Annotated in this window: 20 protein-coding genes and 1 pseudogene; 16 read left to right on the top strand and 5 right to left on the bottom strand. The window is 68.0% G+C overall.

Translation table 11 applies throughout. The features are described from left to right. Positions 1-132: 132 nt before the first annotated feature. From CLV54_RS10090 to CLV54_RS10115, 6 genes are all read left to right on the top strand, one after another. Positions 133-1,752 carry a peptide ABC transporter substrate-binding protein gene (locus CLV54_RS10090; protein ID WP_245861562.1) on the top strand — a complete coding sequence of 540 codons (1,620 nt, stop codon included), beginning with the start codon at positions 133-135 and terminating at the stop codon, positions 1,750-1,752. A 171-nt stretch (positions 1,753-1,923) separates the two neighbouring features. Beyond that, positions 1,924-2,853: an ABC transporter permease gene (locus CLV54_RS10095; RefSeq protein WP_100344829.1), complete on the top strand. Its 930-nt coding sequence runs from the start codon at positions 1,924-1,926 to the stop codon at positions 2,851-2,853. Continuing rightward, positions 2,843-3,844: an ABC transporter permease gene (locus tag CLV54_RS10100; protein ID WP_100344830.1), complete on the top strand. Its 1,002-nt coding sequence runs from the start codon at positions 2,843-2,845 to the stop codon at positions 3,842-3,844. The genes CLV54_RS10095 and CLV54_RS10100 overlap by 11 nt, the downstream gene beginning before the upstream one ends. Beyond that, positions 3,841-5,625: a dipeptide ABC transporter ATP-binding protein gene (locus CLV54_RS10105; protein ID WP_170061977.1), complete on the top strand. Its 1,785-nt coding sequence runs from the start codon at positions 3,841-3,843 to the stop codon at positions 5,623-5,625. Before CLV54_RS10100 ends, CLV54_RS10105 begins: the two co-directional genes overlap by 4 nt. A gap of 159 nt (positions 5,626-5,784) precedes the next feature. Next, complete coding sequence (typA, locus tag CLV54_RS10110; protein WP_100344831.1) at positions 5,785-7,686, top strand: translational GTPase TypA; 1,902 nt, start codon at positions 5,785-5,787, stop codon at positions 7,684-7,686. 67 nt (positions 7,687-7,753) lie between these two features. Next, the gene (locus CLV54_RS10115) at positions 7,754-8,191 is read left to right on the top strand and encodes a hypothetical protein (RefSeq protein ID WP_100344832.1); all 438 of its coding nucleotides are present in this window, start codon (positions 7,754-7,756) and stop codon (positions 8,189-8,191) included. Positions 8,192-8,231: 40 nt separating this feature from the next. On the opposite strand, the gene efeB is transcribed toward CLV54_RS10115, so the two are convergent. From efeB to efeU, 3 genes are read right to left on the bottom strand one after another with little or no spacing between them, the layout of a single operon-like run. Beyond that, positions 8,232-9,581, bottom strand: a complete 1,350-nt coding sequence (gene efeB, locus CLV54_RS10120; protein WP_100344833.1) for an iron uptake transporter deferrochelatase/peroxidase subunit — start codon at positions 9,579-9,581, stop codon at positions 8,232-8,234. A 44-nt stretch (positions 9,582-9,625) separates the two neighbouring features. Then, positions 9,626-10,813 carry an iron uptake system protein EfeO gene (gene efeO, locus CLV54_RS10125; protein WP_100344834.1) on the bottom strand — a complete coding sequence of 396 codons (1,188 nt, stop codon included), beginning with the start codon at positions 10,811-10,813 and terminating at the stop codon, positions 9,626-9,628. Positions 10,814-10,873: 60 nt separating this feature from the next. Further along, entirely contained in the window at positions 10,874-11,749 is an 876-nt protein-coding gene (efeU, locus tag CLV54_RS10130; protein WP_100344835.1) for an iron uptake transporter permease EfeU, read from the bottom strand. Positions 11,750-12,339: 590 nt separating this feature from the next. On the opposite strand from efeU, the gene CLV54_RS10135 reads away from it, so the two are divergent. The 5 genes from CLV54_RS10135 to CLV54_RS10155 all read left to right on the top strand — a co-directional run bounded on the left by CLV54_RS10135 (position 12,340) and on the right by CLV54_RS10155 (position 18,325). Continuing rightward, positions 12,340-13,728, top strand: coding sequence for a glycosyltransferase family 39 protein (locus tag CLV54_RS10135; protein ID WP_157802914.1), 1,389 nt, complete (start codon positions 12,340-12,342; stop codon positions 13,726-13,728). A gap of 266 nt (positions 13,729-13,994) precedes the next feature. Next, entirely contained in the window at positions 13,995-15,191 is a 1,197-nt protein-coding gene (locus CLV54_RS17690) for a DUF6113 family protein (RefSeq protein WP_170061978.1), read from the top strand. A 135-nt stretch (positions 15,192-15,326) separates the two neighbouring features. Then, positions 15,327-15,647 carry a ferredoxin gene (gene fdxA, locus CLV54_RS10145; protein WP_100344838.1) on the top strand — a complete coding sequence of 107 codons (321 nt, stop codon included), beginning with the start codon at positions 15,327-15,329 and terminating at the stop codon, positions 15,645-15,647. 13 nt (positions 15,648-15,660) lie between these two features. Beyond that, positions 15,661-16,758 carry a succinyldiaminopimelate transaminase gene (gene dapC, locus CLV54_RS10150; RefSeq protein WP_281258171.1) on the top strand — a complete coding sequence of 366 codons (1,098 nt, stop codon included), beginning with the start codon at positions 15,661-15,663 and terminating at the stop codon, positions 16,756-16,758. Between the two features lie 232 nt (positions 16,759-16,990). After that, positions 16,991-18,325, top strand: coding sequence for a citrate synthase (locus CLV54_RS10155; RefSeq protein ID WP_100344839.1), 1,335 nt, complete (start codon positions 16,991-16,993; stop codon positions 18,323-18,325). 263 nt (positions 18,326-18,588) lie between these two features. Here CLV54_RS10155 and dapD read toward each other — a convergent pair whose 3' ends face one another. After that, on the bottom strand, positions 18,589-19,554 hold the full coding sequence (gene dapD, locus CLV54_RS10160; protein ID WP_100344840.1) for a 2,3,4,5-tetrahydropyridine-2,6-dicarboxylate N-succinyltransferase: 966 nt from the start codon (positions 19,552-19,554) through the stop codon (positions 18,589-18,591). Positions 19,555-19,617: 63 nt separating this feature from the next. On the opposite strand from dapD, the gene dapE reads away from it, so the two are divergent. The 3 genes from dapE to CLV54_RS10175 all read left to right on the top strand — a co-directional run bounded on the left by dapE (position 19,618) and on the right by CLV54_RS10175 (position 22,172). After that, positions 19,618-20,730 carry a succinyl-diaminopimelate desuccinylase gene (gene dapE / locus CLV54_RS10165; RefSeq protein WP_100344841.1) on the top strand — a complete coding sequence of 371 codons (1,113 nt, stop codon included), beginning with the start codon at positions 19,618-19,620 and terminating at the stop codon, positions 20,728-20,730. Further along, positions 20,730-21,905 (top strand): hypothetical protein, encoded by a 1,176-nt coding sequence (locus tag CLV54_RS10170; protein ID WP_100344842.1) that lies wholly within the window; start codon positions 20,730-20,732, stop codon positions 21,903-21,905. Before dapE ends, CLV54_RS10170 begins: the two co-directional genes overlap by 1 nt. Positions 21,906-21,998: 93 nt before the next feature. Beyond that, positions 21,999-22,172, top strand: a complete 174-nt coding sequence (locus CLV54_RS10175; RefSeq protein ID WP_100344843.1) for a DUF3117 domain-containing protein — start codon at positions 21,999-22,001, stop codon at positions 22,170-22,172. 112 nt (positions 22,173-22,284) lie between these two features. On the opposite strand, the gene CLV54_RS10180 is transcribed toward CLV54_RS10175, so the two are convergent. Continuing rightward, positions 22,285-22,917, bottom strand: coding sequence for an O-methyltransferase (locus CLV54_RS10180; RefSeq protein WP_100344844.1), 633 nt, complete (start codon positions 22,915-22,917; stop codon positions 22,285-22,287). Between the two features lie 108 nt (positions 22,918-23,025). On the opposite strand from CLV54_RS10180, the pseudogene CLV54_RS10185 reads away from it, so the two are divergent. Both CLV54_RS10185 and CLV54_RS10190 read left to right on the top strand, forming a co-directional pair. Continuing rightward, positions 23,026-23,313, top strand: a pseudogene (locus CLV54_RS10185) (twin-arginine translocase TatA/TatE family subunit); the annotation flags it as partial. A gap of 381 nt (positions 23,314-23,694) precedes the next feature. After that, positions 23,695-25,299: an MFS transporter gene (locus CLV54_RS10190; protein WP_100344845.1), complete on the top strand. Its 1,605-nt coding sequence runs from the start codon at positions 23,695-23,697 to the stop codon at positions 25,297-25,299. Positions 25,300-25,349 lie beyond the last annotated feature (50 nt).

The following is a 25,349-nucleotide window of genomic DNA, read 5'->3' on the forward strand; positions in this document are numbered from 1 at the left end:
AACTTTTGCGCCAAAGATTTGGAGATGTGTCAACCCCCATTTAGGGTCGGTAGCTATCCAACGCGCGCGCCCGTCACAACGGGCTGCCCGCGCGCACTTTGCACACCTTGCACACCTTGCACAGGAGGAAAATTGAAGATCAGAAGACTGGGTCTCGGGGCTTTGGCCCTCGCGGCCGCCGGAGCACTCGCACTCACAGGATGCGCGACCGGAAGCGGGGATTCCTCATCCTCGTCGGCCTCGACGAGCGCGGTCATCACGACCAACGGCTCCGAGCCGCAGTTCCCGCTCATCCCGACCAACACGACCGAGGTCGGCGGCGGAAAGATCGTCGACGCGATCTTCGCCGGGCTGGTCTACTACGACGAGGACGGCAATCCCGTCAACGATCTCGCCGAGTCGATCGAGTCCGATGACGCCCAGAACTACACGATCAAGATCAAGCCCGACCAGACCTTCACCAACGGGGAGCCGGTCGACGCCGACTCGTTCGTGAAGGCCTGGCAGTACGGCGCGCTCACGAGCAACGCCCAGGGCGGCCAGTACTTCTTCGAGCCCATCCAGGGCTACAGCGCGACCGAGGACAGCGAGCTGAGCGGCCTCACGGTCGTCGACGACCTCACCTTCACCGTCGCCCTCACGACCCCGCAGGCGGACTTCCCGCTGCGCCTCGGCTACTCGGCCTTCTACCCGCTGCCGGCCTCGGCGTGGGACGACCTCGACGCCTTCGGTGAGAACCCGGTCGGCAACGGACCCTACAAGCTCGACGGCGAAGGCGCGTGGAAGCACAACGAGCGCATCAGCCTCGTGACCAACCCCGACTACACCGGCGGACGCAAGGCCCAGAACGGCGGCCTCGACATCGTCTTCTACGCCGACCAGGGCGCCGCGTACTCCGACCTGCTCGGAGGCAACCTCGACGTGCTCGACGCCGTCCCGGACAGCGCGTTCTCGACCTACGAGAGCGACCTCGGCGACCGCGCGGTCAACCAGCCCGCCGCGATCTTCCAGTCCTTCACCATCCCGGACCGCCTCGCCCACTTCGGTGGCGAGGAGGGCAAGCTCCGCCGCGCCGCCATCTCGATGGCGATCAACCGCGACGAGATCACCGACGTGATCTTCGAGGGCACGCGCACGCCGGCCAAGGACTTCACCTCGCCGGTCATCGCGGGGTACTCCGACAGCATCCCCGGCTCCGAGGTGCTCGGCTACGACCCCGACAAGGCCAAGGACCTGTGGGCCCAGGCCGACGCCATCTCGCCGTGGGACGGCACCTTCCAGATCGCGTACAACGCGGACGGCGGGCACCAGAGCTGGGTCGACGCGGTCAGCAACAGCATCAAGAACACCCTCGGAATCGACGCATCGGGCGCTCCCTACCCGACCTTCGCCGAGCTCCTGACCGCCGAGGACGACCGCACGATCCAGACGGCCTTCCGCTCGGGATGGCAGGCCGACTACCCGGGTCTGTACAACTTCCTCTCCCCGCTGTACCAGACGGGCGCCGGCTCGAACTACGGCGACTACTCGAACCCCGACTTCGACGCCCTCCTCGCCGAGGGCTCGTCCGCGGCCGATGAGGATGCCGCGAACGAGAAGTACCAGGCCGCACAGGAGATCCTGTTCCAGGACCTCCCCGTCATCCCGCTGTGGTACTCGAACGTCACGGGCGGCTCCTCCGAGGCCGTCTCGAACGTCAAGTTCGGCTGGAACTCGGTGCCGCTCTACTACGAGGTGACCAAGAACGAGTAGTCCGTCGGATCCGTCCGAAACAGGCCTCTCGTGAACGATGTGGGGCGGCAGCCCTCAGGCTGCCGCCCCACATCATGCCGCCGTCGGCGGCCTCTTGCCCCCTCCAGTTAGGTTCCTCGAATGCGCAATCCCGTATTTTCGGTATTTTCGGCAGTTCCGGCGGCGTAGAGAATGACCAGATACATTCTCATCCGCCTGGCACAGGTCATCCCGGTCTTCTTCGGGACGACCTTCCTCATCTACTTCATGGTCTTCGCGATGCCCGGCGACCCGATCCTCGCCCTCTTCGGCGACAAGACGCCGAGCCCGGCCGTGCTCGACCAGCTGCGCGCGCAGTACCACCTCGATCAGCCCTTCATCGTCCAGTACCTGATCTACATGGGCGGGATCTTCCGGGGCGACTTCGGGATCTCCTACTCCGGCCAGCCGGTGAGCGAGATCCTGGCCCAGACCTTCCCCGTCACGATCCGCCTCGCGCTCCTCGCGCTGTTCATCGAGACGGTCGCCGGAATCGGGATCGGCCTGGTCTCGGGCCTGCGCAAAGGAAAGCTCTTCGACGCGAGCTCTCTCGTCGTGAGTCTCATCCTGATCTCGCTGCCGATCTTCGTGATCGCCTTCGTCGCGCAGTTCGTCTTCGGCATCCAGCTCGGCTGGGCGAGGACGACGGTGGGTGCGGGCGCACCGATCCAAGACCTCATCCTGCCCGCCTTCGTCCTGGCGAGCATCAGCTTCGCGCAGATCATGAGGCTCACCCGCTCCTCGGTCATCGAGACCTCGGGCATGGACTTCGTGCGCACGGCCTACAGCAAGGGCCTCAGCCGGCGTCGCATCGTGCCGGTGCACATCCTGCGCAACTCGCTCATCCCCGTGACGACCTATCTCGCCACCGACTTCGGCGTGCTGCTCGTCGGCGCGACCGTCACGGAGGGCATCTTCAACGTGCCCGGCGTGGGGCGAACGCTCTACCAGGCCATCATCCGGGGCGAGGGGCCGACGGTCGTCTCCTTCGTCACCGTCATGGTGCTCATCTACGTGGTGGTCAACCTCGTCGTCGACCTGCTCTACGCCGTGCTCGACCCAAGGATTCGTTATGTCAAATGATTTCACCGGTGGTCCCACCGGGTCCGACCGACCGGATGACCCGCAGCGGAGTGCGACGCCGTCGAGCACGCACTTCGTCGCGCCCATCGACGAGACCTCGCTGGTCGCCGTCGACTCCGTGAGGGTCGGCGAGAAGCCGAGCAACCTCTGGATCGACGCCTGGCGCGACCTGCGGAGACGTCCGTTCTTCTGGATCTCCGCAGCGATCATCCTGCTGGTCGTCATCGTGGCGCTCTTCCCGGGCCTGTTCACGCAGACCTCCCCGGTCGACGACTGCCAGCTCTCGAACAGCAACGCGGGCCCCGCTCCCGGCCACCCCCTCGGCTTCACCAAGCAGGGCTGCGACATCTACTCGCGCATCATCCACGGCACATCGACATCGGTCTCGGTCGGGTTCATCGTGATCGTGCTGACGAGCGTGCTCGGGATCGTCTTCGGCGCCTTCGCGGGCTTCTACGGCGGATGGCTCGACGGCGTGCTCTCGCGCGTCGGCGACATCTTCTTCTCGATCCCCTACATCCTGGCCGCCGTGGTCGTCATGTCGGTGCTCTCGGCGTATCGGAACGTCTTCGTGCTCTCCCTGGCCATCGGCATCTTCGCCTGGCCGGCGACGGCGAGGGTCTTGAGATCCGAGATATTGAGGGTGAAGACATCCGACTTCGTGATGGCCTCCACCGCCATCGGGGTGTCGCGGTTCCGCATCCTCGTGAGTCACGTGCTGCCCAACTCGATCGCGCCGGTCATCGTCGTCACCACGATCTCGCTGGCAGCGGCCATCACGGCGGAGGCCACCCTGTCGTTCCTCGGACTCGGGATCCCGAACGTGATGTCGTGGGGCAACGACATCAGCCAGGCCCAGGGCGATCTGCGCACGGCGCCGCAGACCCTCATCTATCCGTCGATCGCGCTCTCGATCACCGTCTTCGCGTTCATCGTGATGGGCGAGGTCGTGCGCGACGCACTCGACCCGAAGGCGAGGGCACAGCGATGAGCGAGCAGGCAGCGCAGACAGAGCAGGCAGAGCAGGCAGCGAGGGGCGGGCAGACGGCGATGGGCGAGCGGCCACTGCTCGAGATCACGGATCTGCACGTGGGCTTCCAGACGCAGACGGGCCTCGTGCCCGCCGTCAACGGCGTCAACCTCACCCTCGGCGCGGGCAAGACCCTCGCGATCGTGGGGGAGTCGGGGTCGGGCAAGTCCACCACGGCGCACGCGATCATCAACCTGCTCCCCGGATCGGGCAAGATCACGGGCGGCCGGGTGCTCTTCGACGGCCAGGACCTCACCACCTTCTCGGAGAAGCAGCTGCAGGACGTGCGCGGCCGGCTGATCGGCTTCGTGCCGCAGGACCCGATGGCGAACCTCAACCCGGTCTGGAGCATCGGCTTCCAGGTCGAGGAGGCGATCCGCGCCAACGGGCTCGCCAGCGACCGCAAAGACGTCAAGAACCGCGCCATCCAGGTGCTGAAGGATGCCGGCCTCGCCGACGCCGACAAGCGGATGAAGCAGTTCCCCCACCAGTTCTCGGGCGGCATGCGCCAGCGCGTGCTCATCGGCATGGGCCTGGCGTCGCGCCCGAAGCTCCTGATCGCGGACGAGCCGACCTCCGCCCTCGACGTCACGGTTCAGCGGCGCATCCTCGACCACCTCGAGACGCTCACCCGTGACATCGGCACCTCGGTGCTCTTCATCACGCACGACCTGGGGCTCGCCGCCGAGCGCGCCGAGCAGCTCGTCGTCATGTACAAGGGCAAGGTCGTGGAGGCGGGGCCGTCGGCCGAGATCCTCCAGAATCCGATGCATCCCTACACGCAGCGCCTGGTCGCCGCGGCTCCCAGCCTCGCGTCGCGGCGCATCCAGTCGGCCTCGCAGCACCTCGTCGACATCGACTACGAGGCGCCGAAGGTCACGGAGGGCATCGACCTCATCCAGGCGGCCGAGGCCCGCGCCGAGGCCCAGGCCTCCGCTGCGGCCCGCGAAGCCGCGATCGTCGTGGAAGACCTGACGAAGGTCTACAAGATCCGCGGCGTCAAGGGTGCGGCGAGCTCGCTGACCGCAGTCGACAAGGTCTCGTTCTCCATCGAGCGGGGCACGACCATGGCCCTCGTCGGAGAGTCGGGCTCGGGCAAGTCGACGGTCGCCAAGATGCTCCTCAAGCTCGAGGATGCCACGAGCGGGCGCATCGCGATCGGCGGAGTCGATCTCGCACCGCTCACAGGCAAGCCGCTCCTCGAGCTGCGCAGCCGGATGCAGCCCGTCTTCCAGGATCCGTACGGCTCGCTCGACCCGCTGCGCAACATCGGCAACACGATCGCCGAGCCTCTCAACACCCACAAGGTGGGCGACCGCGCCTCCCGCCGCGCGCGGGTGCGGGAGCTGCTCGACCAGGTCGCGCTGCCGGAGGCGCTCGTCACCCGGTACCCGAACGAGCTCTCGGGCGGTCAGCGCCAGAGGGTCGCGATCGCCCGCGCGCTCGCGCTCAAGCCCGAGATCGTCGTGCTCGACGAGGCCGTGTCAGCGCTCGACGTGCTCGTGCAGGCGCAGATCCTGCGACTGCTGGCCGACCTCCAGGCCGAGATGGATCTCACCTACCTCTTCATCACGCACGACCTCGCGGTCGTGCGGGTGATCGCGGACAGGGTGGCGGTCATGCAGCGGGGCCGGATCGTGGAGGCGGCGACGACCGACGAGGTCTTCGACAACCCCCGCGAGAAGTACACGCAGGATCTGCTCGATGCGATCCCCGGGGCGGGCATCGCGCTCGGGATCTGAACGGATGAGGTAGAGGATGCCGGGCGGCCCCTGGAAAGGGTTCGCCCGGCGTTCGCAGCCGATCCCAGCTGTTCACAGCGAGACGCGGCATCCGTGCGGTAGAATGGGTGGTTGGGCCACGTCTGGCCCCCACTCCCTTCATCTTCAAAGGAACCCTTCATGGCGCGTGCCTCCCGCAACGACCTGCGCAATGTGGCGATCGTCGCCCACGTCGACCACGGCAAGACGACTCTCGTCGATGCCATGCTCAAGCAGACGAACTCCTTCGCCGAGCACTCGCACGTCGAAGAGCGCGCGATGGACTCCAACGAGCTCGAGCGCGAGAAGGGCATCACGATCCTCGCCAAGAACACGGCGATCTCGTACAAGGGCAAGCACGCGACCGAGGGCCCCATCACGATCAACGTGATCGACACCCCGGGCCACGCCGACTTCGGCGGCGAGGTCGAGCGCGGCCTGTCCATGGTCGACGGCGTCGTGCTGCTCGTCGACGCGAGCGAGGGCCCGCTGCCGCAGACCCGCTTCGTGCTGCGCAAGGCGCTCGAGGCGAAGCTCCCCGTCATCCTGCTCGTCAACAAGACCGACCGCCCCGACGCACGCATCGACGACGTCGTGGCCGAGAGCCAGGACCTCCTGCTCGGTCTCGCGAGCGACATGGCCGACGACGTTCCCGATCTCGACCTCGACGCGATCCTCGACGTTCCCGTCGTCTACGCCTCCGGCCGCAACGGCGCCGCGAGCCTCAACAAGCCCGAGAACGGCACGCTGCCCGACAACGACGACCTCGAGCCGCTCTTCGAGGCGATCCTCCAGCACATCCCCGCGCCCGAGTACGACGACGAGCACCCCCTGCAGGCGCACGTCACCAACCTCGACGCCTCGCCCTTCCTCGGCCGTCTCGCGCTCCTGCGCATCTTCAACGGAACGCTCAAGAAAGGCCAGACGGTCGCCTGGGTGCGTCACGACGGCAGCAGCTCCAACGTGCGCATCACCGAGCTGCTCATCACCAAGGCCCTCGACCGCTACCCGGCCGAGAGCGCCGGCCCCGGCGACATCGTGGCCGTCGCGGGCTTCCCCGACATCACGATCGGCGAGACCCTCGCCGACCCCGACGACATCCGCCCGCTGCCGGCCATCACGGTCGACGACCCTGCGATCTCGATGACGATCGGCACCAACACCTCGCCGCTCGTCGGCAAGGTCAAGGGCCACAAGCTCACGGCGCGTATGGTGCGCGACCGTCTCGACAGCGAGCTCGTCGGAAACGTCTCGCTCAAGATCGTCGACATCGGTCGCCCCGACGCATGGGAGGTGCAGGGCCGTGGTGAGCTCGCGCTCGCCATCCTCGTCGAGCAGATGCGCCGCGAAGGCTACGAGCTCACGGTCGGCAAGCCCCAGGTCGTCACGCGCAAGGTCGACGGCAAGACCCAGGAGCCGTACGAGCACCTGACGATCGACGCGCCCGAGGAGCATCTCGGCGCCATCACCCAGCTGCTCGCAGCCCGCAAGGGCCGTATGGACAACATGGCCAACCACGGAACCGGCTGGGTGCGCATGGAGTTCATCGTTCCGAGCCGCGGCCTCATCGGCTTCCGCACGGAGTTCCTCACGATCACCCGCGGAACCGGCATCGCCAACGCGATCTCGCACGGCTACGACGAGTGGGCCGGCCCCATCGTCACACGCAGCAACGGCTCGATCGTCGCCGATCGCGCGGGTGTCGTCACCCCCTTCGCGATCATCGCGCTCCAGGAGCGGATGACCTTCTTCGTGAACCCCACGGAAGAGGTCTACGAGGGCATGGTCATCGGCGAGAACTCGCGCTCCGACGACATGGACGTGAACATCACCAAGGAGAAGAAGCTGACCAACATGCGTCAGTCGACCTCCGACACCTTCGAGTCGATGACGCCGTCGCGTCAGCTCACCCTCGAGGAGAGCCTCGAGTTCGCCCGCGAGGACGAGTGCGTCGAGGTCACCCCCGAGATCGTGCGCATCCGCAAGGTCGAGCTCGACCAGACCGCGCGCGCACGCTCGATCTCGCGCCTCAAGAAGCAGTAGGGTCTGTCGTAAGCAGCAGCACGGCTCAGAACCACACAGCACGGAACAAGACCGAGGAGACCCGATCATGGCCGTCCGACGCACACGACTCACGCTGACACTCGCGCTCGCCGGAGCGCTCGTCATCGCGCCTCTGCTCTCCGGTTGTATCGGCAACCCGCTCGAGGGCGGGATCGAGCAGGTCATCAAAGACCAGACCGGTGAAGACGTCGATCTGAACATCGACGGCGGGGTGCCGGAGGGCTTCCCCGCCGAGGTCGTGCTCATCGACGGAACGGCGTCCGGGCTCGGCTCGACCGTCGAGGGCAAACAGGGCTGGGTCGTGACCGTCGAGGCCGCGAATGCCCTCGACGCCGCCAAGGAGAAGCTCGTCGCCGCCGGTTTCACCGTCGACAACGACCTGTCGACAGACGGTGGCGGTATCGTGCAGCTGAGCAACGGCACCTACACGGTCGGGCTCCTGGGCTCGGCCGACGGCGTCGTGTACACGGTCACCCCGCAGTAGCAGCGGTCCAGGCGGCAGGTCACCGCGCCGGCGCGATCGTTCAGCGACCCTCGAACAGCCCCGACCCGATGTAGCCGCCCTCGCTCGCCCCCGGCGGAACCGCGAAGATCCCCGAGCCGACGTGACGGATGTACTCGTTCATCCTGTCGTTCTTGGCGAGGTTCAGCTGGATCGGCACGAACTGGGTTGCCGGGTCGCGCTGGAAGCAGATGAAGAACAGCCCCGCGTTGAGCCGGCCGAGGTCGTCGTTGCCGTCGACGAAGTTGTAGCCGCGGCGCAGGATGACTGCACCGTCGTTGTGGTCGGGGTGGGCGACGCTCAGATGCGAGTCGGCGTCGATGAGCGGCGCGTCGTCGCGCCCCGTGGTCGCGAAGTCGGGCTCGTGGAACTCGGTGCCGCCCGAGAGCGGTCCGCCTTCGCCCTTCGTGCGGCCGATGAGGGTCTCCTGCTCCCGCAGCGACTGCCTGTCCCAGGTCTCGATGGTCATGCGGATCTTGCGGGAGACGAGGTAGCTGCCGCCCGCCATCCAGGCCGCCCCGTCGTCGGGGTGTGCCCAGACGTGGTCGGTGACCTGCGCCGTGTCCTCCGCTTTGAGGTTCGCCGTGCCGTCTTTGAAGCCGAAGAGGTTGCGCGGGGTCGTCTGCGCGCGGGTCGTCGACGAGGTGCGCCCGAAGCCGAGCTGCGACCAGCGCACGGATGCCCGCCCGAAGGCGATCCGCGAGAGGTTGCGGATGGCGTGAACGGCGACCTGCGGGTCGTCGCTGCAGGCCTGGACGCAGAGATCACCGCCCGTGAGCGTGTCGACGAGGGCGTCTGCGGGGAAGTGCGGAAGCTCGATGAGCGCCGGGGGCCGACGGGAGGCGAGACCGAACCGGTCCGTGCCGTCCGCGGTCTGGAAGAGCGTGGGGCCGAAGCCGAAGGTGATCGTGAGGCCGGCGGCGGGCAGGTCGAGGGCTTCACCCGTGTCGTCCGGGGGTGCGTCGTAGGGGCCGCTCGCGGGGCCGAACTCGCCCGCGGAGCCGCCCTGAGTCATCCGTGCCGCCGCGACCGTCCAGTCCTGCAGCAGTTCGACGAGCTCGTCGCGGCTGATGTCGGCGACGTCGAAGGCGGCGAAGTGCAGGCGATCCTGAGCGGCCGTGACGATGCCGGACTGATGCTCGCCGTAGAAGGGATAGACGCCGGCGGCTCCGGATGCCGCGACCGCGGGCTGCACGAGCAGCCGGTCGGCCGCGACCCCGACTCCCGCACCGACCACCCCGGCCCCGGCGATGCCGAGGCCGAGGAGGGCGCGTCGCGAGAGCCCACGGCGTTCCACGGGCGCGTCGCTCGGCGTGGACTGCTCGCCGTGCCCTGACTGGTCGCCGTGCCCGCTGTGGTCGTTGTTGTGCATTGGTTCAGCCTAGGAGTTCTCGTCGTGAGAACACTGGTGAAGGACTACTGCACGAGCACCGCGGTCAGCTGGCTGAGCGGCTCGCTGAGGGCGTTGACGCCGTCGGCGAGGTCTTTGACCTGGGCGGTCGTGAGCTCGTTGTAGTAGGTGAAGCCGGAGTCGAGGCTGCCGTAGGCCGAGAGCTGGTCTTCGAGCGACGAGAACTGCTCGTCGATCTGTGAGACGAGGTCGGCGTCTTTGGTCTCGACGATGTCGCGCACGCCCTCGTAGGCGACGCGTGCGCCTTCGAGGTTCGCCTGGAAGTCCCAGAGGTCGGTGTGCGACCAGATCTCCTCCTCGCCCGTGATCTTGCCGGACGCGACCTCTTCGAGCAGGCCGATGGCGCCGTTGGAGATCGCGTCGATCGTGACCGTGTAGTCGTCGGCGTGCACGGCGTCGTAGAGCTCCTGCGTGTTGGCGACGAGCTTGTCGGCGTAGTAGCTGCGCTCCGTGGGGGTCAGCGCGACGTACTCGGTTCCGCCGTTGTCGGCGGCGGCCGGGGGCCAGAGATCCTTCTCGATGCGGTGCCAGCCGGTCCACTCGTCGCCTTCCGCGACGTCGGCCTCACGGAAGTCGATCTCGGGGTCGAGGTCGCCGAACGACTCGGCGACGGGCTCGATGCGCTCGTAGTCGGCGCGTGTGGTCGGGTAGAGGCTGCGGGCGGTCTCGTCGTCGCCGGCGAGATAGGCGTCGAGGAAGGCCTGGGTCGCCGGCACGAGCTGCGCGACCTGGTCTTTCACGTAGGCGACGTAGTTGGTCGCGGCGGCCTCGCCCTGCTGCTGCAGGTCTCCGGCCAGCTCGACCGGCTTGCCGCTGTCGGTGACGGTGAACGCCGCGCGCCCCACGCCGTCGCCGACCATCCCGGGCTTGCAGACCGTGAAGTAGTCGCCCGGCTTGGCCTGCACGACGAGGTCTCGGGTGACGCCCGGCCCGACGTTCTCGACCTCGCCGACGATCCGCAGACCGTCGTCGGCGAGCAGGTAGAACTCGGAGACCTGATCGCTCGAGTTGCTCACCGTGAAGGCGATGGTGCCGCTGGGGGCCTCACCCGACGAGACGACGCAGTCGTCGGCCGTGCTGTCGACCGTGAGCTTGGTGGCATCGCTCGAGCTCGAGGCGTTGGCGACGCAGCCGCTGAGGGCCAGTGTGCCCGCGACGGCGGCGGCCGCGAGCAGGATGGCGCGCTTGTTCATGCTTCTCCTTGTGATGGTGCTGTGTGGTGGTGCTGTGGTGGTTGGACTCGGTTGATGGACTCAGTGCCCCGCGGCGACGGATGCCGCGGCATCCGTCGTCTGTCGGCTCGGGGCGTCACGACGCGGTGTGCCTTTCTTCTGTCGCGACAGTGCGATGAAGAAGGTCATGGTGGGGACGACGTAGAGCAGCCACACGATGAGTTCGAGCCAGGTGGTGGCGGGGGAGAAGTTGACCGTTCCCTTGAGCAGGGTGCCGTACCAGCTGTCGGGCGGGATGGCGCCGCTCACGTCGAAGGCGAGGTTGCCCAGCCCGGGCAGGATGCCGGCCTCCTGCAGGTCGTGCACGCCGTAGGAGAGCACTCCCGCGGCCACGATGATGAGGATGGCACCCGTCCAGGTGAAGAACTTGGCGAGGTTGATGCGCAGCATGCCGCGGTAGATGAGCCAGCCGAGGGCGACGGCGGTGAGGATGCCGAGGCCTGCGCCGAGCAGAGGCAGGGTCGTCTCGCCCGTGGCCTGCACGGCGGCCCAGATGAAGAGCGCGGTCTCGATGCCTTCGCGGCCGACGGCGAGGAATGCGACGAGCACGAGGCCCCATGCCGCCCCTTCGAGGGAGCGGTCGACGGACGCGTGCAGGTGGCCTTTGAGGTCTTTCGCGGTGCGCACCATCCAGAAGACCATCCAGGTGACGAGGCCGGTCGCGACGATGGAGAGGCTGCCGCCGATCGCCTCCTGGGCCTCGAAGCTCAGGCCGTAGGTGCCGAAGGTGAGGATGGCGCCGATGCCCAGAGCAAGGAGCACGGCGAGACCGATCCCGATCCAGAGCCGGTGCAGCACATCACGGCGGCCGACCTTCATGACGTAGGCGATGAGGATGGTGACGACGAGAGCCGCTTCCAAGCCTTCACGAAGGCCGATGAGGTAATTTGCGAGCACCGAGTGTCTTCCGGGAGTGACGGGGATGAATGGCGGGGATGAGTGGCGATGAGTGCCTGGCTGAGTAAGGCTAGCCTTGCCTAGCTTCATCGACTCTAATGCGCGATCGGCCGATCTGTCTATCTGCGTTTCCTATGAGCGTTGCGGTCAGGAGGATGGGGCCTGGTGCGAGGATCATGATGTGCGCGACTGTGGTCTCCTTGGGCTGAGCGACGTTGGGCTGAGCGAGGTCCACTCCTCGTACAGGCACGAGACGACATGTGTCTATTCGGTCGCTAAACTCGGCATCGCACAATTCGGTGCCCCTCTGCGCATCGGTATCCCTCTGTGAAGCGGAACCCCGTATCGTGTCTGGATGGGCGGGTCGAACAGCTTCGACTCGCTGCGGTCGTGGGTGCCGTCGGTCCTGATCGGGCGCCGTTCCGTCTCACTCAGCCGCTTCGCTCCACGGCCATCAAGGTTTCGATTCATTCGATCGGGGTATCGATCTTCTTTTCGGGCACTGGATTCTTCATCGCGGTCGCGGCCATGCGTGCCTCGGTCTCCCGCCCATCGAGTCCTTCCAGATGAACAGGCGCCAGACCGCAGCGGTGTCCGCGACTATCGGGTCGGTCGCGGCTCTAGTGACGGCGATCGGGTCGTGGCTGCCGTCGTTCTGGAACGATGAGGCGGCGACGTTGCGGCTCGCGCGCCTTTCCTGGGGGCAACTGCTCGCCTTCGTGGAGAGCAAGGACGGCGTTCATTGTGTCTATGCGGCTTTTATGCACGTGTGGATTCAGATATTCGGAGAGTCTGAGCTATCTGTGCGAGCGCCATCGATCATTGCCATCGGTGCGGCCGCCGCGGGCCTCTACCGACTCGGTCTGCACGTGGCGAGCTCGGCAGTGGGACTGGCGGCAGCAGCCATCTTCACGGTCCTGCCCCGTACCGCTTTCAACGGGATCGAGGCCAGGTCATATGCCATCGCGACCGCCCTTGTCATCTGGTCGGCGGTCTGTCTTCTGTCCGCCATCAGGTCTCGCCGGAGGTGGTGGTTCGCCTACGTGATCCTGATGACACTGTCCATCTACGTGTTCCTCTATTCAGTGCTCGTCCTTCCGGCGTTCCTGGTGATCGCGCTCTGGGGAGCGCCTCAGGGCCGGACGAGACGTCTGCGTGTCGCCCTCGGCGTGTTGTTCCCGGGTGTGCTTGCCGTGCCGATAGCCGCAATCGCGGTCTATCAGAGCGAACAGCTCGCTTGGCTGCAGAATCAACTGCTCAATCCCTACACGATTGGCGTGGAGACGTTCTTCGGCTCCGCCTGGTGGATGACCCTCATCGTCCTCGGCATCATCGTCATCTGCATCGTGCTCACAAGGCTTGCGATCGATCGCACCGTGGTGTTTCTGCTCGTGTGGTTGCTGGCCCCACTGCTGGTGCTGGTCACGGCGAGCCTGATCTTTCAACCTGTGTTCACTCCTCGATACGTGTCGACGTCCGCGCCCGCGCTGGCATTGCTCACCGCCATGGCCGTGGTCTCGTTTCCCCGTCGATTCGCGGTCGGGGCCCTTGCCGTGATCCTCGCGGCGGGAGCGCCCTACTTCGTGGCTGTTCGCGCCGATACGGCCAAGCCCGGCGGTCAGAATCTCCGAGCGGTGGCTAATGCCGTAGGGAGTGAGGCGATGCCCGGAGATGCTTTCCTCCTCGGTGACCTGGGCATCGTGTCTCTGCGGCCGCGAGTCGCTCTTGCCGCCTACCCGACGGCGTTCGCTGACCTCGTCGATCTGGCATTGCGAACGCCATACTTTTCCACCGGCTCGTATTCGGATGAGCTGGTGACCCGCGATGAGCTGAAAGAACGGATCCGGACCGCCCGTCGAATCTGGGTCGTGAGCAATGACGATGCCTCCGCAGAGGTCGACCTCATGCGTGCAGCTCGATTTGACAGACTCAAGAAAACCGAGATAGGGGATATGACGGTCACGTTGTGGCGACGTTAGCCGATTGCGGAACGTGCAGATGCGCCGGCGAGCTTCACCACCGAGCGTGCCGATGACCCGGTGCTGCCGGTGATCTGCGACCAGAAATCATCGACAACACCAGGTCAGGGCACCTTGAGCTGTGGACGACCCCAGCATGAGACATCCTGTGCAGGGGAGGTGGGCGAATGGTCGCTCACATGCTCCGCCTCGCACACCGCCCCTGAATCCCGGATGCATCTAAGCTGTTTCAGGCGCCGCTCGGCGCGGAGAACGAGGAGTGGCGAGTGGTCGTGCAGCATGTCACCGAGCGTGTGCTCTTCGTGCACGCGCACCCGGATGACGAGAGCATCGCCACGGGCGGAACCCTCGCGAGGCTCGTGCGCGAGGGCGCGCAGGTCACGGTGCTGACGGCGACCCGTGGCGAACGGGGCGAAGTCGTTCCCGGGCCACTCAAGATCCTCGAGGGCACCGCGGAGCTCGCGGTCCACCGTTCCCACGAGCTCGCGATGGCGATGGCGGCGGTCGGGGTCTCCGATCAGCGTTTCCTCGGCTCGGCGGAGGCTCGGGCGCACGGCCTGCCCGAGCGGATCTATCGCGATTCGGGTATGCAGTGGGGCGGCGACGGCCGGGCGCAGGCCCCCGACACCCTCGGACCGGACGACCTGTGCGCTGCCGACCTCGACGAGATCGCGGCCGACGTCGTGAGCGTCATCGACCAGTTGCGCCCGACGGCCGTCGTGAGCTACGACGCGGACGGCGGCTACGGGCATCCCGACCACGTGCGGGTGCACGAGGCGACGACGCTCGCCGCCTCGCTCACGGGCGCCCCCCTTTACCTGATCGAGGGCTCCGACGCACACACGGCAGCCGGTGCGCACACGGCCGAGGATGCCGCGAGCCGCCGCATCGTCGACCTGCGACCTGCACCCGAGAACGACCCCCGGGACTTCGCCGCCAAACGCGCCGCCATGGCCGCCCACGCGAGCCAGCTCACGGTCGAGGACGACGAGTTCGTGCTCTCGGGCGGGCAGCGGCATCCGATCGGCCGGGTCGAGTCCTTCCGCCGCTGGTCGCCTCCTCCGCTCCCTGTCGTCGAGGACGTCGCCCCGACCCTCCCGCAGCGGATCACCACCTACGTCGTCTCCTTCGTCATCGGAGCGGTCTTCGGCCTGCTCGGCACGGTCGCCCAGCAGAAGATGGTCATGATCGGCGACACCGCCGTTCCGATCGGGCTCGTGCTCTCCCTCCTCGGTGTCACGGCGCTGCTCGTGGGATTGCGGCTCGTGCTGCACGACCGGCTCATCGTGCTCATCGCGGCGATCGGCATCCTCGCGGTCATCGCCCTGCTCTCGCTGCCGGGCCCCGGCGGCTCGGTGCTCATCCCGCAGGGCACGATCGGGCTCGTCTGGACGATCGCCCCCACCCTCGTCGCGACGATCGTGGTCGCCTGGCCGCGCATCCCGCCCCGACCCGAGCGCTGAGCCGAGCACCCGGGGGCACCGAGGCACAACCCGGACGCTCACGCTCGCGCTCATCCGCAGAGGGGCCCTGCGAGCGGTCGCCGTGCATCACTGGCGTAGGATGAAAAGACATCGTTCGAAGGAATTCTCACCACTGTGACCTACGTGATCGCGCTTCCCTGTGTGGATGTCAAAGACCGCGCGTGCATCGACGAATGCCCCGTGGATTGCATCTACGAAGGTGAACGGTCGCTCTACATCCACCCCGACGAGTGCGTCGACTGCGGGGCGTGCGAGCCCGTGTGCCCCGTCGAGGCGATCTACTACGAAGACGATCTGCCCGAGCAGTGGGCCGACTACTACAAGGCCAACGTCGAGTTCTTCGACGACATCGGCTCGCCCGGCGGAGCCGCCAAGGTCGGCGTGATCAAGAAGGATCACCCGGTCATCATGGCCCTGCCCCCGCAGGCGCACTGAGCCGGCTGAACTCGTGCTGCACCAGCTTCCCGACTACCCCTGGGACCTGATGGGTCCTTTCGTCGAACGTGCGTCGCGGCATCCACACGGCGTCGTCGACCTGTCGATCGGCTCGCCCGTCGACCCGACCCCGCTCATCATCCGCGAGGCCCTGGCCACGGCGACGGACGCGCACGCCTACCCCACGACCGCGGGCGCCCCGGCCCTGCGCGAGGCGATCGTCGGGTGGTTCGAACGCCGCCGCGGCGTCTCCGGGCTGGGGGCGGATGCCGTTCTGCCGACGATCGGCTCGAAAGAGCTCGTGGCGTGGCTGCCGTTTATGCTCGGGCTCGGCGCGGGCGACGTGGTGGTGCATCCGCGTGCCGCCTACCCGACGTACGCCATCGGCGCCGCGATCGCGGAGGCCACGGCCGTCGCCTCCGACGACCCGGCGGAGTGGCCGCGGAACACGAAGCTCGTCTGGCTCAACAGCCCCGGCAACCCCGACGGGCGGGTGCTCGATGTCGAGCAGCTGGCCGCGGCCGTCGCCCGCGCGCGCGTGCTCGGCGCGGTGCTCGCGAGCGACGAGTGCTACGCGGAGCTCGGCTGGGAGGGCGAGTGGATGTCGCGGCCCATCCCGAGCGTGCTCGACCCGCGTGTGGTCGGCGACGATCTGCACGGCGTGCTCTCCGTCTACTCGCTCAGCAAGCAGTCGAACCTGGCCGGCTACCGGGCGGCCTTCGTGGCCGGCGACCCCGAGGTCATCGCGCGCCTGCTCAACGTGCGCAAGCACGCCGGCCTCATCGTGCCGGCTCCGCTCCAGGCGGCGATGATCGTGGCGCTGGGCGACGACGCTCACGTCGACGCCCAGCGTGAGCTCTACCGCGCCCGCCGCGCGCTTCTGAAGCCCGCGCTCGAGGGGGCGGGCTTCCGCATCGACGCGAGCGAGGCGGGGCTGTACCTGTGGGCGAGCGAGGACCGCGACTCCTGGGAGTCGATCGGGCGACTGGCCGACCTCGGAATCCTTGCCGGGCCGGGGGTCTTCTACGGCGACCACTTCACGCGCCACGTGCGGCTCTCGCTCACGGCGAGCGACGAGCGCATCGAGGCGGCCGTCTCCCGTCTCGCCTGAGCACGTCGGGCGGGGTGCGGGTCGCCGCGAGTCGGGCGTCGCGCCAGGGCTGAGTTCGATTGGCCAGGCGGTACAACGGATTCCGTTTCTTATTGGATGGTGCAACAGTAGCCTTGTCGAGCGAATAGGCTTGCTCTCGGTTCACAGGCACCGCCACGAGTGGTGTGCTCGAATCGGCTGAGTAATCCGCGGAAGAACTCGAGGAGGCGTTGTGACGGCAATCGGTGAGGAAATGGGCGCTCCGGAGCCCCGGACGGCCCCAGCGCAGGCGGGCACGGTGCAGCCCGACGCACCGCAGACGGCCACACTGACCTTCCCCGGGGGCAGCGCGGAGTTCCCGCTCCTGAAGGCGGTCGACGGCGCCGACAGCATCGACGTGTCGACGCTCACCAAGAAGACCGGCCTGACCACGCTCGACTACGGTTTCGTCAACACGGCCGCCACGAAGTCGGCGATCACCTACATCGACGGCGATCAGGGCATCCTGCGCTACCGCGGGTACCCGATCGAGCAGATCGCCGCCAACTCGAGCTACCTCGAGACCGCGTGGCTGCTCATCTACGGCGAGCTGCCCTCGGCGAGCGAACTCGAGGAGTTCGACAACCGCATCCGCCGTCACACCCTCCTGCACGAAGACCTCAAGCGCTTCTTCGACGCCCTGCCGCACAACGCGCACCCCATGTCGGTGCTCGCAGCCGGCGTGTCGGCCCTCTCGACCTACTACCAGGACTCGCTGAGCCCCAAGGATCCCGAGCAGGTCGAGATCACGACCGTCCGCCTGCTCGCGAAGCTCCCCGTGATGGCGGCCTACGCCCACAAGAAGAGCCTCGGCCAGGCGTTCCTCTACCCCGACAACTCGCTGAGCTTCGTCGACAACTTCCTGCGCCTCAACTTCGGCACCCTCGCGGAGCCCTACGAGGTCAACCCCGTCGTGAGCAAGGCCCTCGAACGTCTGCTCATGCTGCACGAAGACCACGAGCAGAACGCGTCGACGTCGACCGTGCGTCTCGTCGGCTCGACGGAGGCCAACCTCTTCGCCTCCGTCTCTGCGGGCATCAACGCCCTCTTCGGCCCGCTGCACGGCGGGGCCAACGAGGCCGTGCTCGAGATGCTCGCGAAGATCCGCGACTCGGGCGAGGGCGTGGCCCGCTACGTCGAGCGTGTCAAGAACAAGGAAGACGGCGTGCGGCTCATGGGCTTCGGCCACCGCGTCTACAAGAACTTCGACCCGCGCGCGCGGCTCGTGAAGCAGAGCGCCGACGAGGTTCTCGAGGCGCTCGGTGTGCAGGACCCGCTGCTCGACATCGCCAAGGAGCTCGAGGCCGTGGCGCTCGCCGACGACTACTTCATCGAGCGCAAGCTCTACCCCAACGTCGACTTCTACACGGGCGTCATCTACAAGGCCATGGGCTTCCCCACGCGGATGTTCACGGTGCTGTTCGCGATCGGCCGCCTGCCGGGCTGGATCGCCCACTGGCGCGAGATGAACAACGACCCGCAGACGAAGATCGGCCGCCCGCAGCAGCTGTACGTGGGCTCGCCGGCACGCGACTTCCCCGCCCGCTGAGTCGCGGGGTGGTGCGTGGGGCGGTTCCCCCTCCTCCACGCCCGCGGTTCGCCCCACTTGCGCCAAATGGCCGTTTTCGACGCCCGAGAACGGCCATATGGCGTAAGTCGGTGGATTTTGGGCAGGCGCGTTCCCCTGCGGATCGAATCACGTCATCGCGCCCACCGATTGCGGCCAAATGGCCGGTTTCGACCCCCCCCACTTCGGCCGTTTGGCGCAAGTGATGGGGTGGGCGGCCGAACAGCTCGGCCGGGCGGAGCAGCTCAGGCGTGCAGGGCGGCGTTCAGCTCGATGCCGGAGCCGCTGCGTGCGAGCACCTCGACCGCGCCGGTGAGCGAGTTGCGGCGGAACAGCAGGTTCGGCACGCCGCTCAGCTCGACGGCCTTGATGGTGCGCGGGGTCGGCGAGCCGTCGGCGACCACGACCTTGGTGCCCGCCGTCACGTAGAGGCCGGCCTCGACGACCGAGTCGTCGCCGATCGAGATGCCGATGCCCGAGTTGGCGCCGAGCAGGGCGCGGGCCCCGATGCTCACCCGCTGGGTTCCGCCGCCGGAGAGGGTGCCCATGATCGAGGCGCCGCCGCCGATGTCGGAGCCGTCGCCCACGACGACGCCCTGCGAGATGCGGCCCTCCACCATCGAGGTTCCGAGCGTTCCCGCGTTGAAGTTGACGAAGCCCTCGTGCATGACGGTCGTGCCGGGGGCGAGGTGGGCGCCGAGACGCACGCGCGAGGCATCCGCGATGCGCACCTTCGCGGGGCTCAGGTAGTCGAGCAGGCGCGGGAACTTGTCGATGCCCGTCGCATGGATGCCGGCCCGCTGCAGTGTCGGCCGCAGCCGGTCGAAATCGGCCGGGAGCACGGGGCCGGCGTTCGTCCAGACGACGATCGGCAGGAAGCCGAAGATGCCGTCGAGGTTGATCGTGTTGGGCCGCACGAGCAGGTGCGAGAGCAGGTGCAGGCGCAGGTAGGCGTCGGGGGTGTCGACGGGCGGCGACTGCAGGTCGATCTCGACGGTCACGATGTCGATGCGCACGTTGCGGCGCTCGTCGGGGGTGGCGAGCGCCTCGAGCTCGGCGGGGGCGATCCAGCGGTCGCGGCCCGCGGGCAGGGTGCCGAGCTGCGGCTCCGGGTACCAGGTGTCGAGCACCGTGCCGTCTCCGGCGATCGTCGCGAGGCCGTAGCCCCAGGCGTTGGCGGGCGCGGTCGATTCAGGGGAAGCACTGGACATGCCTCCAGGGTAGCGGCCCCGCCCGCAGGCGTGCAGCAGCGCGACGACCCATAGAATCGAGGAATGCCACCCAGCGAGCAGCCCGAGAACGGGCATCCGGCGCCGAGCCTCGACCTCGCGGCATCCGCTGTCGAGCTGACCCGTCAGATCTGCGACATCGAGTCGGTCTCGGGCGACGAGACACCGCTCGCCGACGCGATCGAGGCGGCGCTCGCGGGCCTCGATCACCTCGAGATCCTGCGGGACGGCGACACGATCGTCGCCCGCACCCGGCTCGGCCGCCCGCTGCGGGCCATCATCGCCGGGCACATCGACACGGTGCCGCTCAACGGCAACCTGCCGACCCGCTTCGAGACGATCGACGGCGTCGACTACCTGTGGGGGCGCGGCACGGTCGACATGAAGTCGGGCACGGCCGTGCAGCTCAAGCTCGCTGCGGAGCTCACCGATCCGAGCATCGACGTGACGTGGATGTGGTATGACCACGAGGAGGTCTCCGCCGAGCTCAACGGTCTCGGCCGGCTCGCGCGCAACAGCCCCGAGCTGTTCGCTGGCGACTTCGCGATCCTCGGCGAGCCCAGCAACGGCCGGGTCGAGGGCGGATGCAACGGCAATCTGCGTGTGGAGGTGCGAACCCGGGGCCTCCGTGCCCACTCCGCGCGTTCCTGGGTGGGCGACAACGCCATCCACAAGCTCGCCCTCGTGCTGCAGACCCTCGCCGAGTACGTTCCGCGCGAGGTCGAGGTCGAGGGGCTCGTGTACCGCGAGGGTCTCAACGCCGTGGGCATCAGCGGGGGAGTCGCGGGCAACGTGATCCCCGACGAGGCCATGGTGCACATCAACTACCGCTTCGCGCCGAGCCGCTCGGGCGCCGAGGCCGTCGCCCACCTCGAGGAGCTCTTCGCGGGCTACGAGGTCACGGTCGTCGACCTCGCCGAGGGCGCTCGCCCGGGGCTCACGGCGCCGATCGCCCAGGGCTTCCTCGAGGCCGTCGGCGGCGAGGCGCGGCCCAAGTACGGGTGGACGGATGTCGCGCGCTTCTCCGCGCTCGGCATCCCCGCCGTCAACTACGGCCCCGGCGACCCGCTGAAAGCCCATGCCGACGACGAGCGGGTGCCGCTCGATCAGATCGTCGACTGCGAACGCGGCCTGCGGGCCTGGCTCACCGCCGGCTGATGGTCGAGCTGTACCGCCGCACACCCTGGTGGGCGAAAGTCCTCGCGATCTTCGTGATCGCCCGCGCCCTGACGACGGTCATGCTCCTCGTGCTCGCGAGCGTGCAGGGCGAGAACGCGTGGACGGGCGCGAGCCCCGGGTACTTCGACTACGCGACTCTCTGGGACGGCCGCTGGTACAACATCGTCGCCGGCTGGGGCTACCCGAGCGAGCTGCCGATGACCGACGACGGGCACGTCGCCGAGAACGCCTGGGCGTTCATGCCGGCGTACCCGGGGATCGTCTCGGCGCTCATGTTCCTCACGGGCCTGCCCTGGGGGGTCGCCGCGGTTATCGTCTCGGTGGTCTTCGGGCTCGGCACGGCCCTCCTCTTCTACAAGCTCATGGCGAAGGTGCTCGAGCCGCAGGCGGCGCTGTTCTCGGTCGTGCTCCTGTGCGTCGCACCGGTGTCGCCGCTCATGCAGCTCGCCTACGCCGAGTCGATGTTCCTCTTCCTCATCGCGCTCGCCCTCTACCTGCTGCTCGAGCGCCGCTACTGGCTGCTGTTCCCGGTGCTCGCGGTGATGGCCTTCACCCGGCCGGGGGCGCTCGCCTTCGCTCTCGCGCTCGCCCTGCACGTCGTGTACCGGTGGTTCACGAGGGCGCGCGACCCCTTCCCGGTGCGGGAGCGGGTGGCCGCGGCATCCGCCACCGTGTTCAGCGGCATCATGGGGGTGGCCTGGCTGCTCATCGCGTGGGCCGTGACCGGCGACTTCTCGGCCTACACCGACACCGAACTCGCCTGGCGCTCGGCGTACATCGGCTACGTCGATCTGGTGCCTTTCACGGCCTGGTTCCAGGGAGGCAACTGGTGGCTGCACGGCCCGCTCGGGTCGGTCGTCGTCGCCGTGCTGATCCTGGGCTTCGCGGCGTTGCTCTTCACGCCGATCGTCAAGCGCCTCGGCGTCGACCTGAGATTCTGGATCGCGAGCTACGCGCTCTACCTGCTGGCCGTGTTCTTTCCGCAGTCGAGCACGTTTCGCCTGCTCGCGCCGCTTTTCCCGCTGCTCGGCGCGATCGCGCTGCCCAAGTCGGCCGTCTATCGCGTGGCTGTCGTGATCGTGAGCCTCGCACTGCAGCTGGGCTGGCTCCTCATCTGCTGGGGCGTCGACGGACGGGACTGGACCCCGCCGTAAAGCCCGGCCGCAGCCGTGGCCGGGCCGTGCACGATTTTCCGGATGCCCTTCTCATAGAGGATAATGAGAGAACATCCACGAAAGGGGACCTGCATGGCGGCCATGAAACCGAGGACTGGAGACGGACCAATGGAGGCCGTGAAGGAGGGTCGGCTCATCATCGTTCGAGTTCCGCTCGAAGGCGGCGGCAGGCTCGTCGTATCGGTGAACGACGACGAGGCCAAAGAGCTTCACGACGCCCTTGCCGGAGTCGTCACGCCCGCATAGACCGGGCTCACTTCAATCCTGACGAACGCGTCTCGCAGATCCTGCGGGGCGCGTTCCGTTTGCGCCCCGGGTTCCGGTGGGCTCAGGCGTGGTGGGCTCAGGCGTGGTGCGCTCAGGCGTGGATCTTGGTCATCTGCAGTAGGCCGTCGCCCACGGGGGAGAGGGCGCTGATGACCGCGCTCGACGACGCGATCTCGCTCAGCAGCGTGCGGTAGCCGGTGGAGATGTCGTCGCGTTGGGCGGGGTTGGCGACCCGTCCGCGCCACAGGGCATGCGCGACGAGCACCGTTCCGCCGGGCCGTGCCATCCGCAGGCCGTGCTCGACGTATTCGATGACCTGAGCGGGGTCGGCGTCGATGAAGACGATGTCGTAGGAGTTGTCGTTCATACGCGGCAGCACATCGAGCGCGCGGCCCGTGATGAACCGCGCCCGATTGGTGCTGATGCCGGCGTCGCTGAAGTTGGTGCGGGCGTGCTGCTGGTGGTCGAGCTCGGTGTCGATCGAGGTGAGGGTCGCGTTGCGGGCGCCCATCAGCAGCCAGAGGCCGGAGACGCCGACACCCGTGCCGATCTCGATCATGGTGTTCGCGCCCGTGGCGGCGGCGACCACGGCCGCCTGGGCCCCGACCGCCGGCGAGACCGGGTCGATGCCGAGTTCGAGGGACTGCTGACGGGCCCGGGTGATGGCCTCGGGCTCGACGATGATCTCCTCGGAGAACTTCCAGTTCGCGACTTTGTCTGACACATGGCTCCTAACGCATTCCAGGGTAAGGCCAGTGGATGCCGCGGCAGGGCAGGCGCGCTGGGCTCCGCTCACGGCTGCGGCACGGCGGCCAGCGGTTATCCTTGGAGCATGTTCGGTCTGACGTTCGAGAAGCTCCTCATCATCGGGGTCATCGCCGTCTTCCTGCTCGGCCCCGAGAGGCTGCCGCACTACGCCGCGCAGCTCGCCCGCTTCGTGCGCTCCCTGCGCGACATGGCCAACGGCGCGAAAGACCGGATGCGCGACGAGATGGGCCCCGAGTTCGACGACGTCGACTGGAAGAAGCTCGACCCGCGCCAGTACGACCCGCGGCGGATCATCCGCGAGGCGCTGCTCGAGGATCCGGCGTCCCCGACGATCTCGCCGCCGACCCTGAGCCCGGTGTCCTCGCCGAGTGCATCGACGGGGCCGAGCGCATCGACGGGGTCGAGTGCGCGGGCGGGGTCGAGCACGACGGCGCCGGCGACGGATGCCGCGGCCGCGGCATCCTCGGCCGGGATCGTTGCCTCGTCTGCCGCGAACCCCGTCGTGAGCGCTCCGATGACCCCTGCCACCGGCACCCCGTTCGACTCCGAGGCCACCTGAGCCCACGAGCTCGGTGCGGTTGAGGCGTTCACCGTGTTCGCCGTGTTCAGGGCGTTCGCCGTGTTCGCCGGGGGTCCTCGCCCGACGAGCCTTGTGATCGTCCTGCGGCGGTGGCCGCCGATGTGCTAGAACGATGGTCTAGGACAAACGGCGGCACGCCCTGGACGGAGCGAGATGAGACAGAGCGGCAGCAGATCCGGCGGCCCCGGCAGCCCGAGCCGACGCTGGCTCGTGCTCGTCTCAATGACCGTGGCCAACGCCATGGTGCTGGTCGATCAGACGGCCGTGCCGCTGATCCTGCCCGACGTCATGAACGAGTTCGGCGTCGGATCGCAGATGGTCCAGTGGGTTCTCAACGGCAGTCTGCTGCCGCTCGCCGGCCTCCTGGTGCTGGGCGGCCGGCTGGGCGATCTCTTCGGGCACCGGCGGGTGTTCATCATCGGGGCCGCGCTCTTCGCCGGCGCGTCGGCGTGCGCGGGATTCGCGCCTGACTTCGGCATCCTCATCCTCTTCCGTGTGCTGCAGGGCGCCGGCGGCGCACTTATGCTGCCGACGACGATCGCGATCGTGAGCGCGGCCTATCCGGGCCAGGAGCGGGGCAGGGCTCTCGGGCTCATGGGCGGTGCCGCGGCGATCGCGGGCGCGTTGGGCCCCGCGCTCGGCGGCATCCTCACCTCGGTTCTCGACTGGCGCGCCGTGCTGCTCATCAACGTGCCCCTCGCGATCCTCGCGATCGTGGCGGCGTTCCTCGCCGTCGGCCCTGACCGCGAGGGCAGCGGCCCCCGGCGCGTCGACCTCGCCGGCACCCTCCTGCTCTCCCTCGGCATCATCGGCCTCGTCTTCGGCCTCTCCCAGTCGCAGGCATGGGGATGGTCGTCGCCGGGGGTGTACGGGCCGGTCATCCTCGCCGTCGTCGCGGCGGTGCTGTTCGTGATCGTCGAGCGCCGGGTGAAGGAGCCCCTCCTGGACTTCGCACTGCTGCGGAGGCATCCGAACTATCTGGGCGCCACCATCAGCCAGACCCTCGCCGGGATGGCCGAGATGGGGCTCGGCGTGCTGTTCCCGCTCCTGCTCATCCTCAACCTCGGGATGGATCCCGGGCTGGCCGGGCTCGCGCTCATCCCGGCGACGCTGCCGATGATCTTCGTCGCGCCGATGGCCGGGCGCTGGTACGACAGGGTGGGAGGCCGCAGGCCCCTCGCGACGGGGTTCGCCGTGCTCGCGCTCTCGGGCCTCGTGCTCGCCTGGGGTGTGCACTCCTCCGACTACTGGTTCATCTTCCCCGGCTTCCTCGTCTACGGAATCGGGCTCGCGCTCGTGCTGACCGTCAACGACCCCGTGAGCCTCGATACCGTGCGGGATCGCGATCAGGGGCAGGCCTCGGGGGTGTCCGCCACGGCGGAGCAGTTCGGCGGGGCCCTGGGCATCGCCCTGCTCTACCTGGTCTTCCACACGACCTATGTGGGCAGGCTGCACCAGAACATCGACGCGGCGGCCGTCGCAGACCTCACGGACGCGCAGTACGCCAAGCTCCGCGACGACATCATCGCCGCCGAGCAGACCGGCCTGCACTCGAACACCTTCGACCCGACCTTCAGCGCCTACCTGCAGAGCGCCCTCGACGCCTCGCAGTGGGGCATGTCCGCCGCCTTCATCGGGGTCACCCTGCTCTCGCTCGTCGGTCTCGTCGCGGTCGTGCGGCTCGTGCGGAAGCCGGCTCTCGAGGCCGAGGGCACGGAGAACACCGAGAGCGCGGATTCGAGCGACACGCCGGCGTGACGGTCGGGGCACGCCGACCACGCCCCGGATCTGTGCCGTCGCGCGATCGG

It is taken from the genome of Compostimonas suwonensis, assembly GCF_002797855.1.
GTDB lineage: Bacteria > Actinomycetota > Actinomycetes > Actinomycetales > Microbacteriaceae > Compostimonas > Compostimonas suwonensis.

What these genes read in the sequence shown, in the direction of transcription:
- CLV54_RS10095 (WP_100344829.1), top strand. Translation starts at nt 1,924, where the DNA reads ATGACCAGATACATTCTCATCCGCCTGGCACAGGTCATCCCGGTCTTC.
- CLV54_RS10100 (WP_100344830.1), top strand. Translation starts at nt 2,843, where the DNA reads ATGTCAAATGATTTCACCGGTGGTCCCACCGGGTCCGACCGACCGGAT.
- CLV54_RS10105 (WP_170061977.1), top strand. Translation starts at nt 3,841, where the DNA reads ATGAGCGAGCAGGCAGCGCAGACAGAGCAGGCAGAGCAGGCAGCGAGG.
- typA (WP_100344831.1), top strand. Translation starts at nt 5,785, where the DNA reads ATGGCGCGTGCCTCCCGCAACGACCTGCGCAATGTGGCGATCGTCGCC.
- CLV54_RS10115 (WP_100344832.1), top strand. Translation starts at nt 7,754, where the DNA reads ATGGCCGTCCGACGCACACGACTCACGCTGACACTCGCGCTCGCCGGA.
- efeB (WP_100344833.1), bottom strand. Translation starts at nt 9,581, where the DNA reads ATGCACAACAACGACCACAGCGGGCACGGCGACCAGTCAGGGCACGGC.
- efeO (WP_100344834.1), bottom strand. Translation starts at nt 10,813, where the DNA reads ATGAACAAGCGCGCCATCCTGCTCGCGGCCGCCGCCGTCGCGGGCACA.
- CLV54_RS10155 (WP_100344839.1), top strand. Translation starts at nt 16,991, where the DNA reads ATGGGCGCTCCGGAGCCCCGGACGGCCCCAGCGCAGGCGGGCACGGTG.
- dapD (WP_100344840.1), bottom strand. Translation starts at nt 19,554, where the DNA reads ATGTCCAGTGCTTCCCCTGAATCGACCGCGCCCGCCAACGCCTGGGGC.
- dapE (WP_100344841.1), top strand. Translation starts at nt 19,618, where the DNA reads ATGCCACCCAGCGAGCAGCCCGAGAACGGGCATCCGGCGCCGAGCCTC.
- CLV54_RS10170 (WP_100344842.1), top strand. Translation starts at nt 20,730, where the DNA reads ATGGTCGAGCTGTACCGCCGCACACCCTGGTGGGCGAAAGTCCTCGCG.
- CLV54_RS10175 (WP_100344843.1), top strand. Translation starts at nt 21,999, where the DNA reads ATGGCGGCCATGAAACCGAGGACTGGAGACGGACCAATGGAGGCCGTG.
- CLV54_RS10190 (WP_100344845.1), top strand. Translation starts at nt 23,695, where the DNA reads ATGAGACAGAGCGGCAGCAGATCCGGCGGCCCCGGCAGCCCGAGCCGA.